A 14294-nucleotide genomic window follows, 5' to 3' on the forward strand; every position below is an offset into this window, starting at 1 on the left:
GAGTCTTTGCCAAGGTTACGCCTTTGACTGCTGACCAGAACAACTGGACGGCAGATTCAGGCAGTAACCAAGCATCGTCTTGGACGATTCAATCAGCATTTGCAGATGCAGACAGTGCTTTAGGTCAGCGTATCGATACGGTGAATGCGCAAGTCGGTGTGAATCAGGCTGCAATTCAAGAGGAGGTAACGGCAAGATCTACTGCTGACAGCGCATTGGGTCAACGTATTGATACAGTGACTGCACAAGTCGGGTCAAATACTGCATTGATTAAATCAGAGGAGACCGCAAGAACAACGGCTGATACTGCTTTAGGTCAACGGATTGATACTGTGCAGACTGAAGTTGATGACAATCTTGCAACTGTTCAACAGCAAATAAATGCAGTTTCAACAGCGCAAAGTGCTACTGCAAGCAATGTTGCAACAATTCAGACCACTGTTAATGGGAATACAGCATCAATTCAAGATGTGTCAGAAAGTGTAGATGGTTTATATACACAGAAGTACATCAAGTTAGATGTTAACGGAAAAATTGCTGGATGGGGTGGGGCGAATGATGGTGTTGAGTCACAGTTTATTTTTAACTTTGATTCGCTTGCAATCGGCAATGGAGATAATGGAACAGTTTCATATCCATTTATTTTCAGAACTACTCCATACACTGATCCAGAAACAGGAACCGTATTCCCAGTTGCTGCTTACCTTAAAACTGCATTTATGGACTATCAGTCTGTAAAAACTTCGCATATTGAGGATTTATCAGTTAAGACAGGCAAGATTGATACCTTGGCAGTCACAACAGGGAAAATTGATAATCTAGCTGTAACAGGAGCAAAGATTGCGGACTTGGCGGTTGATACGCTTAAAATCCAAGACAATGCGGTCACAGTTCCTGTTTCTGCTTTTGCTGAGGCTAATTTCACGATTGGTGCCGAATATACGACAGTACAGACGCTGGTGGTTCCTTCTGATATGGGGCATACCATTTTGACTTTTGGAGCAGTATTTAGTTTTGCATCGTATGCTTCTACACAGCAGATTTTATGCCGTGTCCTTAAAAATGATGTCGTTGTCTTTGATGATCTTGAGGTCTACTTTACTGATTATGAGGCGGTTGGCGTTACATCAAGTAATAGTGGGCAACATGGGCACAATGTATCAGTGACAACAACAGGAACAATGAGTAGCGCTGGTAGTCACAATCACAACTTTAGCGGCAATACGGGAAATGATGGAAGCCATAGTCACAATATTAGTGGTGGAGGTTCAACTCAAAATGCTGGTAGTCATAATCACAGCTTTAATAGTAGTACTGGGAGCAATGGATCACATGAGCATAATTTAAATCTTAGTTCATCAGCATCAATGGGTTTGGATGGTATTCACTCTCATAATGTAAATGTTAGAGGATCTGCACGTGGCGCTGGAACCTTAAATATTTCTCGTCATGATTCAACATTGATTGCGGGTACTTTTAAACTTCAGTTGCGTGCTGCTCAAGGTGGAAATGTGAATGTGTCACAGCGATATATTCATGCAATGACGATGAGGAAGTAATGGCATATTTTGCAGTATATGAATCAGAAACAGGTGTCATTCAAAATATTGTTGAATGTCCTGAATTTTTACAAGATCGGATACATCTTGATCAAGGTCAAGATGTATTAAAAATTGAAGGGCAGATAGTTCAAGCGAATTATTTGGTTAAGAATAATGAACTGATTCAAAGTTAATTTGGTTTTGAAGAGAATGCGCCTTTAGGCGCTTTTTTATTGTCTGGAGAGATGAAATGTCTGATACATCGGCTGTTGAGGCCAGTGCTGTAGCGATTAGTCAGAAAATTACTGTGAGTAGTGGGGGAGTGTCGTTTTTGGGGTTTCTAGCAAAAGTTGATGTTTTCGCTTGGGGTGGCCTAATCATTGCCGCAGTTGGTCTTGGAATTCAAATGTACTTTGCGGTGCAAAAAAATCGCCGAGAAAAAATTGAGCATGAAATGCGTAAAGCCGAATATCAGTTGCGTATTCAAAACTTAAAGGGGGATTGTAATGCAGAATAAAACTAGATTATTTGTTGTTGGTTCAACTGTTTCTGCCGCCTTAATTGGCGGTTTTTTTATATCTGGCCCTAGTGAAAAACAAGCGATAGAAACGGCTAAAAAAGAGGGGTTTACGGCAAAACCAATTATCCCTACGAAGGGGGATGTGCCAACGATCGGACATGGCACAACGGTATACCCAAATGGTGTACGTGTAAGAATGTCTGATCCTGCAATCTCTCGCGAAAAAGGGATGTACTTTTTACGCTATCACATGAATAAAGATGCCGATCGATTTAATAAAACTATTTTGAATGTGCCGATCTATCAGTATGAGTATGACGCATTCATTGATTTCACTTATCAATATGGCATGGGTAATTGGCAGAAATCATCAATGCTTCGCAATTTAAAGCAAGGGAAATACAAGCAAGCTTGTGATTCGCTGCTTAAGTACAAATATGCGGCTGGATATGACTGCTCTACACCCGGCAATAAACGTTGTGCTGGTGTTTGGACAAGACAGAAAGAACGCTATAAAAAATGCATAGGAGCACAATAATGTTGATAGTTGTTGCAGCAAAATTCTGGCGAGAAATCATTATTGGTTTTCTCGCTTTTTTATTGCTGAGTACTTTGGCTGTACTTAATTACAAAACCGGTCAACTCAAAGAAGCAGATCAGAAGTGTTTTACACAAATTCAAGATATTGAGCGGAAGCAAGTCAAAGCACTTACTGAAGCCCAAAATAAAGTCAATGAAGTGAGTGAAGACTATGAGAAACTCAAATCAGAACACCGTGTCAAAGTCGAACGTGTTACACATGAAGTGCAAAAGATCGTTGAGCGTCCTATTTATCTCAATCGTTGTTTTGATGATGATGGGCTGTCAGAAATCAACAGTCTTATTAAAACCAGTGATTCCAGCTAATTTGCTTGAACCATGCCCACGATTTAACTTTATAGAAGATGGTACAGGTAAAGGCGTAATGTTGTGGGCAGTTGATACAGTGGCTAAAGGGAATGAATGTGCAGCACGGCATGCAGCCTTAGTTAAAAGTTTAAAATGAAAATTCAAATCATTTTAAATAAATACTTATAAATACATATAGTGCGTAAACAAAAGCCCCAAAAATAAAAGTTATGAATTGCAGGCTTGCATATAATCTTAATTTGGGGCTATTTTTTTCTAAATCGTCAAACAATTTTTCTCTTTCATTTAACAAGTGTGTATCTTTTGAGGTTTGTAGAATTATACTATTACAATGAATTACATGAAGTCTTTTATTAAGATAGATATAACCAAACAAAAAGCTAATGGCTAAAAGTATTAGTGAGTAAATGGGAAAATGTAAAATATCAGACCAGGTGTCATTTTTAATTTGTGTCAATATGTAGGCAATTGATGCAGTTGATGCAGTAATTAGCATAAAAACAACTTTACCTGATAGATCTATTAGTATTTTTGACAGTTCTACACCGTTTTGATGATTTGACATATATAAATCTACTTCAAATGAAAGTTTCAAAAAAATTTAATTATTAATAGTTAATAAACCACTCCAAGTAAAGGGATTTTTACTTAATTTGTCTCTACTCATAGACCAACCACGGTTTGGTAAAAAACATGGTCCGATGCCTATTTTCTTTTTCCCAAATTTTTCTTGTATAGCTTCATACGTCTTCATTAGTTTTTCCTTCTCTTCAATTTCAGACATATCAGTTAATAGATCATAGATGTGTGATGATTTTGGTTCTAAGCAAGTCAGCAGTACTCCACATTTTTTGTATTTTATTCCAGCCTTGAAAACATGATGAATCATAACTGTTGCAGCTTTCACAAAGTCAGTCACGCAATCAGTTGGCTGTGGAAAAGCATAAGAAACAGAGCGATTATAATAGGGTACTGAAGCATCAAATGGATTAGATTGAACAAAAACAATAAGACACCCACACAACGACTTATCTGTTCTCAATCGCTTGCAAGCATCCTGTGAGTGCATAGCAATAGCTTCTTTTAGGTCTTGAATCTCAGTGACTTTTTGACCAAATGATCGGCTTGAAATGATCTGCTTCTTGCTTGGAGGGGTATGTTCAATTTCAATGCACGATATGCCTTGTAACTCGTTCACAGTCCTTGCCATCACAATACTAAATAGCTTCTGCATTTGAATTGGATTGCTGCAAGCTAAGTCAAATACTGTGTTAATACCCATACCTTGCAGCTTTTTAGTATGCTTCCTGCCGACTCCCCAAACTTCTGATACGTCAATACATGCCAGATAATCTTCCTTATTGCATGGATCCATGCGCACTAGATCACATACACCATTAAACTGTTTATTTTTTTTAGCTATATGATTTGCAATTTTAGCTTCCGTTTTGGTTCTGCCGATTCCAACGCAGACAGGTAAACCTAACCACTGCTGAAGTGTATCTTTCATCTCGTGACCATATGTGACTAAATCTCTGTAATTTTCAAATGCCGTTAAATCACAGAACACCTCATCAATTGAATAACGCTCAATTTCAGAATTGGCGACGAATCCAGAAAGAATATTATAAAAACGCTTACTCATTTCTTCATACATTGCGTAATTGCTAGACATTACGATGACATTGTTTTTTTGAACAACGTCTCTAATCTGGAAAAGAGGGACACCCATTTTAATTCCTAAATCCTTCGCCTCTTGGCTGCGTGCTACAGCGCATCCGTCATTGTTTGATAAGACAATGACAGGCTTATTATTTAGTTTAGGATTGAATACACGTTCACAACTGACATAGCAGTTATTGACATCAACGAGGGCGAAAATCTTCTCTTTCATTTCGATTTTGAATATGTAACAAATTCAAGTTAAATGGTAGAGATGAGTCGATTAGAATTCAAATTTAAAAAACTGTGGATAAACAATAGGGCGACATTAAATGTCGTTACTTAAAGGGTATTTGGTCGGAATTTGTGCATGTCTGATTTAGGTGCAGCAGTGTATTCGTCAGCTGGCATATCAACTAAAAAAACTTTTGCTTGTTCATGATCACATGTAAGCCAATCTTTGCGATGACCTTTTGGGATTACCACAATCGACCTCTTCTCATCATCTGGAGCATGAAACTGATTCATGAATGGATGAGTATCAGCATTGATCGTCAACATACTCATTGATATAACAGACTCGCCGTTAATTGTTGCATGCTCATAAATACCAGCTACAGTGAATGGCATTTCATCATGACGATAGATACCATACCAATGGGGTTTATCGTCAATATATTTGGGCTCAAAAATAGTTTCTACTGGAATCAAACAAAACTGGTTATTCTTCCACGCATGCCTAAAACTTGGCTTAGTGGCGACTGTCTCAGATCTAGCGTTATATGTGTTTTTTACTTTTTTTAGATCATCTGCCCAGTTTGGTACCAGACCGAATCTGGCGGATCGCCACTCGAGACCCTGATCAGTAGCAATAATGATTGGTCCATCGTAACCAGGGAATAGATCCGCTTTATACTCGAATGTAGGCTCAAATAAATTTAAGAGTTGAGCACGGCTTCGCACTATAGGTTCATAATTTGCGCACATATCATTCTCCTTTTATTCATTTAGCTTTTTCTTGTAATTAGCAGTATTCAGACATTCTATAACCTAATTGTTGAGCGATCATTTCGTTTATGTCGCAGCAACAATGTCTTAATGATATATTGTTGTATAAGTATGCAAGTACAGATTTCTTTTGGATAGTGATACAGCTTGTAAGAACCACCTTGACAGGTTTTTTGACAGGCTTACATGTAAAACCATCATTCACTATCAAAAATGAAATGGGCAAAGGCTTGTATTTTCAACGTTTGAGTTTGATTGAATTTGATAGAGTGACACGGTTTCGGGTTCAACTCCCGCCATCTCCACCAAAATTCTCTATATAAAAAAGCCACTTATCATAAGTGGCTTTTTTATTGCTACATTTTCTTACTTAACCCAATAGGGGCTCGTTTCCCATCATTGACTTAAGAATTAATAAGAAACATATTTTTTAAACATAGAAAAGTCATTCAAGTACCTTGATATGATTTCATAGTGATTCAGGATATAAAAAAATTCCTATCTAAATTTCTCATTGAGTTCCTGTCCAGATATAACGTCACTAAAACAATTAAAATCACCCTGTTCAATTATTGAAGTTGCAGCTTTAATAAAGCCATCCCATGCCGTACGTGCCAATGCTCCGCCTACACTGATTCGCCTTACACCTAAATCTGCGAGCTCCTGATGATTTAACTTGCTATCCGAAGTCATTAATACATTGACAGGTTTGGGAGCAACCGCTTGAACAACTGCAAGAATTTGTTCGCGTGTTTTTAAACCAGGTGCGTAAAGACAATCTGCCCCAGCTTCTGAATACGCTTTAAGTCTGACAATAGTATCCTCCAAATCGTGGACACCAACAAAGAAGTTTTCAGCACGACCAATTAAGAAAGTATCACCACCATTTTCATTAATTGCTATACGAGCCGCACGTATTCTTTCTACTGCATCTTCCATGTCTCGTAATGGTTTTTCAGGATTCCCTGTTGAGTCTTCAATCGAAATACCTGCAACACCTGTTTCAATTGCCATTCTGACATTTTCAATAACTCCATCTATCGTATCTGAGAATCCATTTTCAAAATCTGCATTAATAGGCAGATTCGTTGATTGAACCATATAGCGGAGATGTGCAAGAACCTCATCTCTTGATGATAGTCCATCAGGCTTACCACACGACCATGCATAGCCTGAACTCGTTGTTGCTAAAGCCTTAAAGCCTAATTGTTCTAGAATTTTTGCACTACCAGCATCCCACGGATTTGGTAAAACAAAACAACCAGTAAGATGCAGATTACGAAATATCTTTCTTTTTTCAGAAATACTATATTCCATTATAGGTAGCTCCTTAAGGATAAGAACAAGATAAAGCCAATGTCTATATTATATTGATACATCGTTGGTGAGATGAAGTTGGTTTGATTTATGGATGATCATGCTCGCTTAGAAAATTGATGCAAGCTAGGTGAATTACCGAACCATCAAGGAAAGATCAGCCCAGTGATTTTTTAAGCATCCAATTTTACAGATATAAATTAAACATTTTAAAATTTTTGATGAAGGTTCAATTGATTCCGTTGCATTATTTCCGAGATTTCATCGTATACAAGTCTAATTCGTGGTGAGGCTTTAGCAGAAGCGTGCGTTACTAGCCATAAAGGTTCTTCAAAAAGATAGGGCTGTTTGATGCGATTCAAATCTTTTGCAATGAAACATGGAAGAATCCCTATACCTAATCCTGCTTGAATAGCTGCTTTTTGCGTAGCGAGGCTATTTAATTTTAGATCAGGCTCTCTGCCTGTAATTCTTTTTAACCAGCGGGAAGATGGTAAATCAATATGTGAATCCCAGCCGATTAGTTTTGAGTTCTTAAGATCAGTTTTACTTTCCGTCAGAGAATACAATGCACTGGACATTGTTCCAACTTGTTTGATTGTGAGATCACCTTGTTCTGGTTGAATTAAACGAAGGGCAATATCAGCTTCACCTTTTGCAATTCCAATCGTATTTATTCCTGTGACTAGTTCAATTTTAAGATCAGGATATTCATTTAAAAAAGGCTTGAAGGCGGGTAGTAAAATTTCAGTAGCAATTAATTCTGGCGTGGCAATCCGTACAATTCCACTAAATTTGTTAGACTTACTTACAAAATTATTTTGTAAAGCAGTTAGTACTTGTTCTGCTTTTTCAACTTCTATAGCAAGAACCATGGCATCCGCTGTTGGGTTATAGCCACGAGGATGTCGAATAAATAAAACAGATTTTAACTTCGATTCCAGAGCTGTTATTTTTCGTGCCACTGTTTGAGGACTTACGCTAAGTAGTTTTGCCGCATGGCTAATATTCTGGCATTGAAATACTGCATTGAAGTAACGAATGTCATCCCAGTTCATAGTCTTTCCATTTGTGGAAAATAGTTATCTAGTTTGCTTCATATATGGATAGATAATAAAGACCTAATATGTGTCAATCATATCTATTGTGACTCTCTTTTAATGAACACTCTGCTAACTTTAGAAAATCATACCTACGAGATCAATATCGTACGACGTTATCTCACAGCATTTGGTGAGAATAATATACAAGAAGCACTTGATTGCATTCATGAGGATGCAATCTGGCATATCGATGGTGACTCAGTCGTAAAAACTGTTGGTATTATAAAAGGGCATAATGCAATCATGAAATGGTTACTGAATTTCCCCACGGCTTTCAAGCCACTTAATTTCTCTATTGAGAGAGTGGTGAATATAGAACAGGATGTTTTTGTTACGGGGAGGTTTAGACATTTGGTTCTAAAAACAGACACCATTGTTGATAGTGATTACATCATTAAATTTACTATAGCGGATCAAAAAATCATTCGTTATCAGATTTTTGAAGATTCACTATTAGTTTCCCAAACACATAGGAGTCAATCTTCTAGTAGAAAAGTGGATATCAATGGTACAACTTATAGCTGGGATGATGTAGGTAATGGTCCATCCATTATTTTTTTACATGGTCTATTTCTAGATAGGACGTTTTGGGATCTTATCGTGAAGCAAATTTCGGATTATCGTTGCATTACCTTTGATATGCCTGGACATGCAAATAGTGGGTGGCGTGATTTTCTTGATCTTGATGGTATAGCAGAAGACATCGTGATTTGGATGAAAGAATACCAGATTGAAAAAGTAACTTTGGTCGGTCATAGTCAAGGCGGAATGATTGCGATGCGTATAGCAGCGAAGTATCCAGAAATGATTGATCGGCTTGTTTTAGTTAATACATCCGCTCAGAAAGAATATGAGGATCGAATGCCTCTATGGGCTGAGAGGAGTGAGCTACTTTTGTCTACAAATGCAAATAGATTACAAGTTTTTAAAGAAGTTCAAGCCATGAAATTTGCGCCTGAATGGTTGGAAAATAATCCTGAAATAGCTGAAGAAGAGTTGGTAAAAATGATGAAACATCAACCTGGAAACTTAGCTAATTCATTAAAATCGACAGTTATAAATCGAACTGATATAAGAGATATTATTCAAAGAATTAGAGCAAAAACGGTTGTATTATCTGGTGAGCAGGATCAAGCAACTCCATCTGAACTAGGGCAAGAGATTGCTGATCTTATTCCAGGTGCCGTCCATAAGAAAATATTTAATGTTTCGCATTCGATTCCAATCGAAGCCCCTGATGAAGTATTGAATATTATTCTTAATCTAGTTGATTAGACTATTCATCTTCATCAAATAATTGTGTTCGAAAAGAAGTTTAGGTAAGTAGCATTTTGATGATTCTATTGTACATTCAAGGCAAAAGTAATTTTTTTGACCTGCTTCTTCAGCAGGTCATTTTTATCATTTAAACGCAATTTTTATGATTTTATTGTAGTGCTTATATATTAATCTTCTTCATTTCTTCTGATATATACACAGGGGACATTTGTCTGGCATCGAGTTCCTCACCGCAGCAGTCACATGTAAGCGTAGGCTTGGTGACATTGCCACAGCTTTTATGTAGATAGCGAAGTTCTGGGAATTCTTTATTTTCATTTTGCCAAAGATTTCCCCAACCACTCATGGTGACAAGGATTGGGTAAAGTGCCAGTCCTTTTTCTGTCAGTCTATATTCATACCGTTTTGGTGCTTCATGATAAAGCACTTTTTCAAAAATATTGTTATCTACCAAACGATTAATCCGTTCAGTTAATAAATGACGAGTGATACCCAACTGCTTTTGAAAGTCATCAAAACGTCGAGTTTTCATAAAGGCATTACGAATAATAAGTAAGGTCCAACGATCCCCAAAGATAGACAACGTCCTTGCGATTGGGCAGTTCATTTCACCGAGTTCATGCCATTTCATTGAATACCCCATCTATTTATCTTTACAGGAACAAGACTGTCATTTTAGGACAACTTGAGCCATTAAGACATCCGCTTTATTGACAATATATCTTAGCATCGTTATTTTGATTGTATAAGTTCTTTTTTGGAACTTATAAATTTGAGATAAACTTTTTGAGGTGAGTCATGTCTGTATCCGTGTTGAAAGAAAAAACAAAGCAAAAAACACCTGCATCATTTCCTGTACGCCGTATGGATTATGAGTTTGCAGATATGCCAAAGTATTGGTGTAATAATGAACCTACTTTTACTCATTATTTCACAGGTTTATCCACGTTATTTCCTGAGGGCGAATCCTATTTTGTACGATCAGTTCGTGCTTTGCGCGGACAGGTAAAAGAGAATGAGCAATTAGATCGTGATATTGGTGCATTTATCGGTCAAGAAGCCATGCATTCCAAAGAGCACCACGCATTTCACCTTAGTGCTCAACAATATGGTTTAGACCCTGAATCATTAGAAAAGATCACAGGCACTATGCTCAAAGCGATTGAAAAAACTTTCCCAAAAAAATGGAATTTATTAGTCACAGTCGGACTAGAACATTACACCGCAGTACTGGTGGTGGAAATGATGAAAAACGTCAATGAATTAATGACAGATGAAACCATTCGTAACCTTTGGTTATGGCATAGTGTTGAGGAGACAGAACATAAAGCTGTTGCTTACGATATGTATCAATATTTGTATGGTCAAGGACTGTCTGCGTATATTCCTAGAGTTGCGATTTTTACGTTTAGCATTGCTTTGATCACCCTGATGTCAAATGTTTATCAAGTGATGTTAATGTCTAGAGATAAACAAATGTTGAATCTAAAATCTTGGGCAAAATTTGCTGGGTTTACGGTACAGGCATATCAAAAGTTAGTGCCACAATTTTTCTCTTATTATCGTTTTAACTTTCATCCAAATGATACGGATGAATCTGAAATCGTGGCGCAAACCAAAATAAAAATTGGTTTGTCTCCAGAACAATCGACCTTTATTCATTAAAAAATATTTTTAGTTTTTTCATCAGATAGGTAACAGGTATGAATCCATCAAATATGACTGGTTTAGAACTCATGCAAGCATTTCAGCAAGGCTTAGTACCAGCTCCAGGTATTGCGAAAACAATGGGGATGGAAGGTGTCGGAGAGGTTGAATATGGTCGTATCGTCTTTATTGCGGTTGCAGATGAGCGTCATACCAATCCACTAGGCGGCGTGCATGGCGGTTTCGCAGCGACAGTTTTGGACTCTGTGACAGGCTGTGCAACACATACTGTGCTTGCGGCAGGTGAGGGATACGGAACAACCGATTTAGCCATTAAAATGTGTCGTCCTATGCCCTTTAATAAAAAGTTGATTGCTGAAGGCAAGGTCATCAATGTTGGGAAAAACTTAGTGATTTCTGAAGGTTATCTTCGTGATGAAGACGGAAAGTTGTATGCTCATGCCACTGCCACCAATATGATTATTCGTGCTTAGTTGAAGTGTAAGGTGTATAGCCTCTAAGTGATATGCTTCATTGGGAGCATATTACTTTTATTTGTGCCTCTTACAAATCTCATTCAGTACAAGCAACATAATAATTTTATAGGGAAAAGAATGAAAAAATCAGCGGTGTTACATCAATGGGAAATTTCACCTTTCTGCCAGAAAGTAGCCAGAATGTTGAGGTTCAAAGAAATTCCATTTGAAACTGTAAACTACAATGGTGTTTTTAGTGCAAAAGTACCCATGCTCAGCAAAGTCGGTAAAGTACCTGTATTAGATATTAATGATCAACGTATCCAAGATAGTACGCGAATCGCACGTTATCTCGATGAAGCATATCCAGATTCCCCAAGACTTTATCCAACTGACCCATTACAAAAGGCTTACGTCGAACTTTGGGAGGACTGGGCAGACGAATTATTGTATTTCTATGAGGTTCATTTTCGCGTCAGTGATGCTGATGCTTTAAACCAAGCTGTTGCCATTAGTGCCGAAGGTCGTCCTAAGCATGAAGCATTTTTGATGAAACCTTTGTTGAGATCGGCTTTGAATTTTCAGCTCAAAATGCAGGGCACAGGTCGTATGTCAAAGTCAGATATCGAAGCTGAGTTTATTCGTCATCTAGAACGTATTGAACTGATGCTCGGTGCTACAGGTTGGTTGGTTAGTGATCGTAAAACGGTTGCCGACATTGCAGTGGGTTCTCAGCTTTTAGAAATTATACGCACCAGTAAAATTTGGGGACCGAAAATTAATAGTTATCCAAACATCGCGGCTTGGATCGTATTGATATGAGTATGCGAGTCGCTGTCGTTATTGGGGTGGGAGCAGAGCAAGGCATCGGTGCAGCCATATCACGGCGTTTTGCTCAAGTCGGTTTAAAAGTTTATGTGGTTGGTCGAACCCTCAGTAAGTTGCAAGAAGTGACTCAAACCATTACTCAGCACGGTGGAAATGCTGTTGCTTATAAACTAGATGCAGAAAATCCTGAACAGATTCAGTCTTTATTTGAGGCAATCATTGCTCAGAATGAACAGCTTGCAGTGGTTGCACATAATGTCGGTGGCAATATTCCATCCCTGTTTTTAACAACCAAGCTTTCATTCTTTTCAAACATGTGGCGGTCTACCTTTTTATCTGCCTATTTGGTTTCACAATCGTGCCTCAAGATTTTTGAGCAGCAACAAAAAGGAACCTTGATTTTCACAGGTGCGAGTGCATCTATGCGCGGCAAACCATTTTTCGCAGCATTTACCATGGGAAAATCGGCGTTACGGGCTTATGCGCTTAATTTAGCAAGTTTTTATGAGCCGAAAAATATACATATTGCGCATGTTGTGGTTGATGGCATGGTCGATGGAGATCGGGTCAATCATGCATTGTTTGGTCTTGGTCGCTTAGCGAGATTGACGCGTGGCACAGGCGGTTTAAATATTGAGGCAATTGCAGACAATTATTTAATGCTATATCAACAAAGCAATGATTTGTGGACACATGAATTAGATTTACGTCCTTATCGGGAGCGGTTTTAAGATGAAAAGGATCCTTAATTACTTCTTTCGCCAAGACTTAGAAGCACAGGGCTGTATCGTTGTGGTTGGTGATGAAATACATCATCTTAGCCATGTTTGTGTGGAACAGAGTAAGCAAAAAAAGTTGCATGTTTATCAAGTCTTGATTGATGCTAAACACCCTTCAATACACATAGAATGCCAGAATCCAGAACTTACGACGATCTATTTAAATTTAGTCAATCCTGTTGCATTAAAAAACTTGATGCAGCACATTCGACAGCAAGCACATCACATTGAACTTTGTATATTTCAACCCAGTTTTAAAGTGTTGAATGAAGAAGATATGCTTTCCACTCAACAAGTTGAGTTCCAGTGGAAAAACACAGGGCTAAGTGCGGTCAGTATTTCACAAATAATGATTAAGCATATGCTTGCACAGAGAAAAGGCACATTCATTTTTCTTGGTATGCAAAATAAAATAATATCAAATGCTGATCTTCTCGCTCAAAGTATGTTTGCGAGTATTCGGGCATTATCACAGTCATTATCAAGAGAGTTTCATCCTAAAGGGATTCATATTGCCTATTGTGAGCTAGAAACATGGGATCGCCAGAACCAGCTATTAATGAAATCTATTCATCAACTATGCTGGCATATTCACAAACAACCTAACTCCACTTGGAGTCAGGAAGTGAGTATAAGAGGGCTTTAAATTTTATAAGTCGATAGCAAAATACTGGTCTCACTATTATAAATCCCTGAAATATTTCGAATCCTTTCTAGGGCCTTATCAAAATTCTCTAAACTATCTGATTGTAATTCCACCAAAATATCCCATTTCCCATTGGTGGTATGCAGGCGCTCCACCGCAGATTCTAAGCGTAATTCTCGAATGACGGCTTGTGCTTTGGTTCCTTCAACCATAATGCTCATCCATGCCCGAATGATATTTTTTTCTGCATTTGGACGGAAACGCACCGTATATCCAGTAATAACACCAGTCGATTCCATGTATTCAATACGCTTCTGCACCGTTGCTCTGGATACGCGTGTCTTGGCAGCCAAATCTGTAATCGACATCCGTGCATTGTCTTTCAGTAATCCTAAGAGAATATGATCAATATTGTTCATTTTGCTATTTACTATGAGCAGATTGCTAAAAAATAATTCATTTTAGTCATAAAAACAAATTTTATGAATCATTTTGATTCTTAATAATAATGATTATACGAAGCCCCAAACATTTCACTCAATTTTATGAAGCTGAATGTGGATCAGGGAGGATGGGGTGA

Annotated in this window: 18 protein-coding genes and 1 pseudogene; 12 read left to right on the forward strand and 7 right to left on the reverse strand. The window is 37.9% G+C overall.

All coding sequences use genetic code 11. The features are described 5' to 3' along the window. The 6 genes and pseudogenes from EAH57_RS15940 to EAH57_RS07050 form a co-directional block, all read left to right on the forward strand. A pseudogene (locus EAH57_RS15940) lies at nucleotides 1–1559 on the forward strand (phage tail protein); the annotation flags it as partial. Beyond that, a complete protein-coding gene (locus tag EAH57_RS15945; RefSeq protein ID WP_171407408.1) occupies nucleotides 1559–1735 on the forward strand; it encodes a hypothetical protein in 177 nt (58 codons plus the stop codon). The pseudogene EAH57_RS15940 and the gene EAH57_RS15945, both read left to right, overlap by 1 nt. 56 nt (nucleotides 1736–1791) lie before the next feature. Then, nucleotides 1792–2058: a holin gene (locus EAH57_RS07035; protein WP_121929439.1), complete on the forward strand. Its 267-nt coding sequence runs from the start codon at nucleotides 1792–1794 to the stop codon at nucleotides 2056–2058. Continuing rightward, a complete protein-coding gene (locus EAH57_RS07040) occupies nucleotides 2048–2599 on the forward strand; it encodes a glycoside hydrolase family protein (RefSeq protein ID WP_121929440.1) in 552 nt (183 codons plus the stop codon). Before EAH57_RS07035 ends, EAH57_RS07040 begins: the two co-directional genes overlap by 11 nt. Further along, nucleotides 2599–2967: a hypothetical protein gene (locus EAH57_RS07045; protein WP_121929441.1), complete on the forward strand. Its 369-nt coding sequence runs from the start codon at nucleotides 2599–2601 to the stop codon at nucleotides 2965–2967. The genes EAH57_RS07040 and EAH57_RS07045 overlap by 1 nt, the downstream gene beginning before the upstream one ends. A gap of 1 nt (nucleotide 2968) precedes the next feature. Next, nucleotides 2969–3106, forward strand: a complete 138-nt coding sequence (locus EAH57_RS07050; RefSeq protein ID WP_322899085.1) for a hypothetical protein — start codon at nucleotides 2969–2971, stop codon at nucleotides 3104–3106. A gap of 9 nt (nucleotides 3107–3115) precedes the next feature. Here the strand turns inward: EAH57_RS07050 and EAH57_RS07055 are convergent, their stop codons facing one another. From EAH57_RS07055 to EAH57_RS07075, 5 genes are all read right to left on the reverse strand, one after another. Beyond that, nucleotides 3116–3535, reverse strand: coding sequence for a hypothetical protein (locus EAH57_RS07055; RefSeq protein ID WP_121929443.1), 420 nt, complete (start codon nucleotides 3533–3535; stop codon nucleotides 3116–3118). A 36-nt stretch (nucleotides 3536–3571) separates the two neighbouring features. Further along, on the reverse strand, nucleotides 3572–4864 hold the full coding sequence (locus EAH57_RS07060; RefSeq protein ID WP_121929444.1) for a Y-family DNA polymerase: 1293 nt from the start codon (nucleotides 4862–4864) through the stop codon (nucleotides 3572–3574). A gap of 110 nt (nucleotides 4865–4974) precedes the next feature. After that, nucleotides 4975–5619 carry an SOS response-associated peptidase gene (locus EAH57_RS07065; RefSeq protein WP_121929445.1) on the reverse strand — a complete coding sequence of 215 codons (645 nt, stop codon included), beginning with the start codon at nucleotides 5617–5619 and terminating at the stop codon, nucleotides 4975–4977. A gap of 519 nt (nucleotides 5620–6138) precedes the next feature. Continuing rightward, complete coding sequence (locus EAH57_RS07070) at nucleotides 6139–6957, reverse strand: isocitrate lyase/PEP mutase family protein (protein WP_121929446.1); 819 nt, start codon at nucleotides 6955–6957, stop codon at nucleotides 6139–6141. Nucleotides 6958–7166: 209 nt separating this feature from the next. After that, nucleotides 7167–8015, reverse strand: coding sequence for a LysR family transcriptional regulator (locus EAH57_RS07075; RefSeq protein WP_121929447.1), 849 nt, complete (start codon nucleotides 8013–8015; stop codon nucleotides 7167–7169). Nucleotides 8016–8117: 102 nt separating this feature from the next. Here EAH57_RS07075 and EAH57_RS07080 point away from each other — a divergent pair, with 102 nt between their 5' ends. Then, nucleotides 8118–9335, forward strand: a complete 1218-nt coding sequence (locus EAH57_RS07080) for an alpha/beta fold hydrolase (RefSeq protein WP_121929448.1) — start codon at nucleotides 8118–8120, stop codon at nucleotides 9333–9335. Between the two features lie 163 nt (nucleotides 9336–9498). Here the strand turns inward: EAH57_RS07080 and EAH57_RS07085 are convergent, their stop codons facing one another. Further along, nucleotides 9499–9969: a winged helix-turn-helix transcriptional regulator gene (locus EAH57_RS07085; protein WP_121929449.1), complete on the reverse strand. Its 471-nt coding sequence runs from the start codon at nucleotides 9967–9969 to the stop codon at nucleotides 9499–9501. Nucleotides 9970–10136: 167 nt separating this feature from the next. Between EAH57_RS07085 and EAH57_RS07090 the strand changes: the two genes are divergently transcribed. The 5 genes from EAH57_RS07090 (at nucleotide 10137) to EAH57_RS07110 (ending at nucleotide 13714) form a co-directional block, all read left to right on the forward strand. After that, on the forward strand, nucleotides 10137–11003 hold the full coding sequence (locus EAH57_RS07090; protein ID WP_121929450.1) for a metal-dependent hydrolase: 867 nt from the start codon (nucleotides 10137–10139) through the stop codon (nucleotides 11001–11003). 38 nt (nucleotides 11004–11041) lie between these two features. Beyond that, on the forward strand, nucleotides 11042–11479 hold the full coding sequence (locus tag EAH57_RS07095) for a PaaI family thioesterase (RefSeq protein WP_121929451.1): 438 nt from the start codon (nucleotides 11042–11044) through the stop codon (nucleotides 11477–11479). Nucleotides 11480–11599: 120 nt separating this feature from the next. Beyond that, a complete protein-coding gene (locus tag EAH57_RS07100; protein WP_121929452.1) occupies nucleotides 11600–12283 on the forward strand; it encodes a glutathione S-transferase family protein in 684 nt (227 codons plus the stop codon). Next, nucleotides 12280–13020, forward strand: coding sequence for an SDR family NAD(P)-dependent oxidoreductase (locus EAH57_RS07105; RefSeq protein ID WP_121929453.1), 741 nt, complete (start codon nucleotides 12280–12282; stop codon nucleotides 13018–13020). Before EAH57_RS07100 ends, EAH57_RS07105 begins: the two co-directional genes overlap by 4 nt. Nucleotide 13021: 1 nt before the next feature. After that, nucleotides 13022–13714 (forward strand): oxidoreductase, encoded by a 693-nt coding sequence (locus EAH57_RS07110; RefSeq protein WP_121929454.1) that lies wholly within the window; start codon nucleotides 13022–13024, stop codon nucleotides 13712–13714. On the opposite strand, the gene EAH57_RS07115 is transcribed toward EAH57_RS07110, so the two are convergent. Beyond that, complete coding sequence (locus EAH57_RS07115) at nucleotides 13711–14133, reverse strand: Lrp/AsnC family transcriptional regulator (protein ID WP_004670267.1); 423 nt, start codon at nucleotides 14131–14133, stop codon at nucleotides 13711–13713. The two genes, EAH57_RS07110 and EAH57_RS07115, sit on opposite strands and share 4 nt — an antisense overlap. Nucleotides 14134–14294 lie beyond the last annotated feature (161 nt).

This window comes from Acinetobacter sp. 2JN-4, from assembly GCF_003687745.1.
Lineage (GTDB): Bacteria > Pseudomonadota > Gammaproteobacteria > Pseudomonadales > Moraxellaceae > Acinetobacter > Acinetobacter halotolerans.

Excerpts from the sequence above, each read along its gene's own strand:
- EAH57_RS15945 (WP_171407408.1), top strand. The coding sequence starts at position 1,559 with ATGGCATATTTTGCAGTATATGAATCAGAAACAGGTGTCATTCAAAAT.
- EAH57_RS07035 (WP_121929439.1), top strand. The coding sequence starts at position 1,792 with ATGTCTGATACATCGGCTGTTGAGGCCAGTGCTGTAGCGATTAGTCAG.
- EAH57_RS07040 (WP_121929440.1), top strand. The coding sequence starts at position 2,048 with ATGCAGAATAAAACTAGATTATTTGTTGTTGGTTCAACTGTTTCTGCC.
- EAH57_RS07045 (WP_121929441.1), top strand. The coding sequence starts at position 2,599 with ATGTTGATAGTTGTTGCAGCAAAATTCTGGCGAGAAATCATTATTGGT.
- EAH57_RS07055 (WP_121929443.1), bottom strand. The coding sequence starts at position 3,535 with ATGTCAAATCATCAAAACGGTGTAGAACTGTCAAAAATACTAATAGAT.
- EAH57_RS07060 (WP_121929444.1), bottom strand. The coding sequence starts at position 4,864 with ATGAAAGAGAAGATTTTCGCCCTCGTTGATGTCAATAACTGCTATGTC.
- EAH57_RS07065 (WP_121929445.1), bottom strand. The coding sequence starts at position 5,619 with ATGTGCGCAAATTATGAACCTATAGTGCGAAGCCGTGCTCAACTCTTA.
- EAH57_RS07070 (WP_121929446.1), bottom strand. The coding sequence starts at position 6,957 with ATGGAATATAGTATTTCTGAAAAAAGAAAGATATTTCGTAATCTGCAT.
- EAH57_RS07075 (WP_121929447.1), bottom strand. The coding sequence starts at position 8,015 with ATGAACTGGGATGACATTCGTTACTTCAATGCAGTATTTCAATGCCAG.
- EAH57_RS07080 (WP_121929448.1), top strand. The coding sequence starts at position 8,118 with ATGAACACTCTGCTAACTTTAGAAAATCATACCTACGAGATCAATATC.
- EAH57_RS07085 (WP_121929449.1), bottom strand. The coding sequence starts at position 9,969 with ATGAAATGGCATGAACTCGGTGAAATGAACTGCCCAATCGCAAGGACG.
- EAH57_RS07090 (WP_121929450.1), top strand. The coding sequence starts at position 10,137 with ATGTCTGTATCCGTGTTGAAAGAAAAAACAAAGCAAAAAACACCTGCA.
- EAH57_RS07095 (WP_121929451.1), top strand. The coding sequence starts at position 11,042 with ATGAATCCATCAAATATGACTGGTTTAGAACTCATGCAAGCATTTCAG.
- EAH57_RS07100 (WP_121929452.1), top strand. The coding sequence starts at position 11,600 with ATGAAAAAATCAGCGGTGTTACATCAATGGGAAATTTCACCTTTCTGC.
- EAH57_RS07105 (WP_121929453.1), top strand. The coding sequence starts at position 12,280 with ATGAGTATGCGAGTCGCTGTCGTTATTGGGGTGGGAGCAGAGCAAGGC.
- EAH57_RS07110 (WP_121929454.1), top strand. The coding sequence starts at position 13,022 with ATGAAAAGGATCCTTAATTACTTCTTTCGCCAAGACTTAGAAGCACAG.
- EAH57_RS07115 (WP_004670267.1), bottom strand. The coding sequence starts at position 14,133 with ATGAACAATATTGATCATATTCTCTTAGGATTACTGAAAGACAATGCA.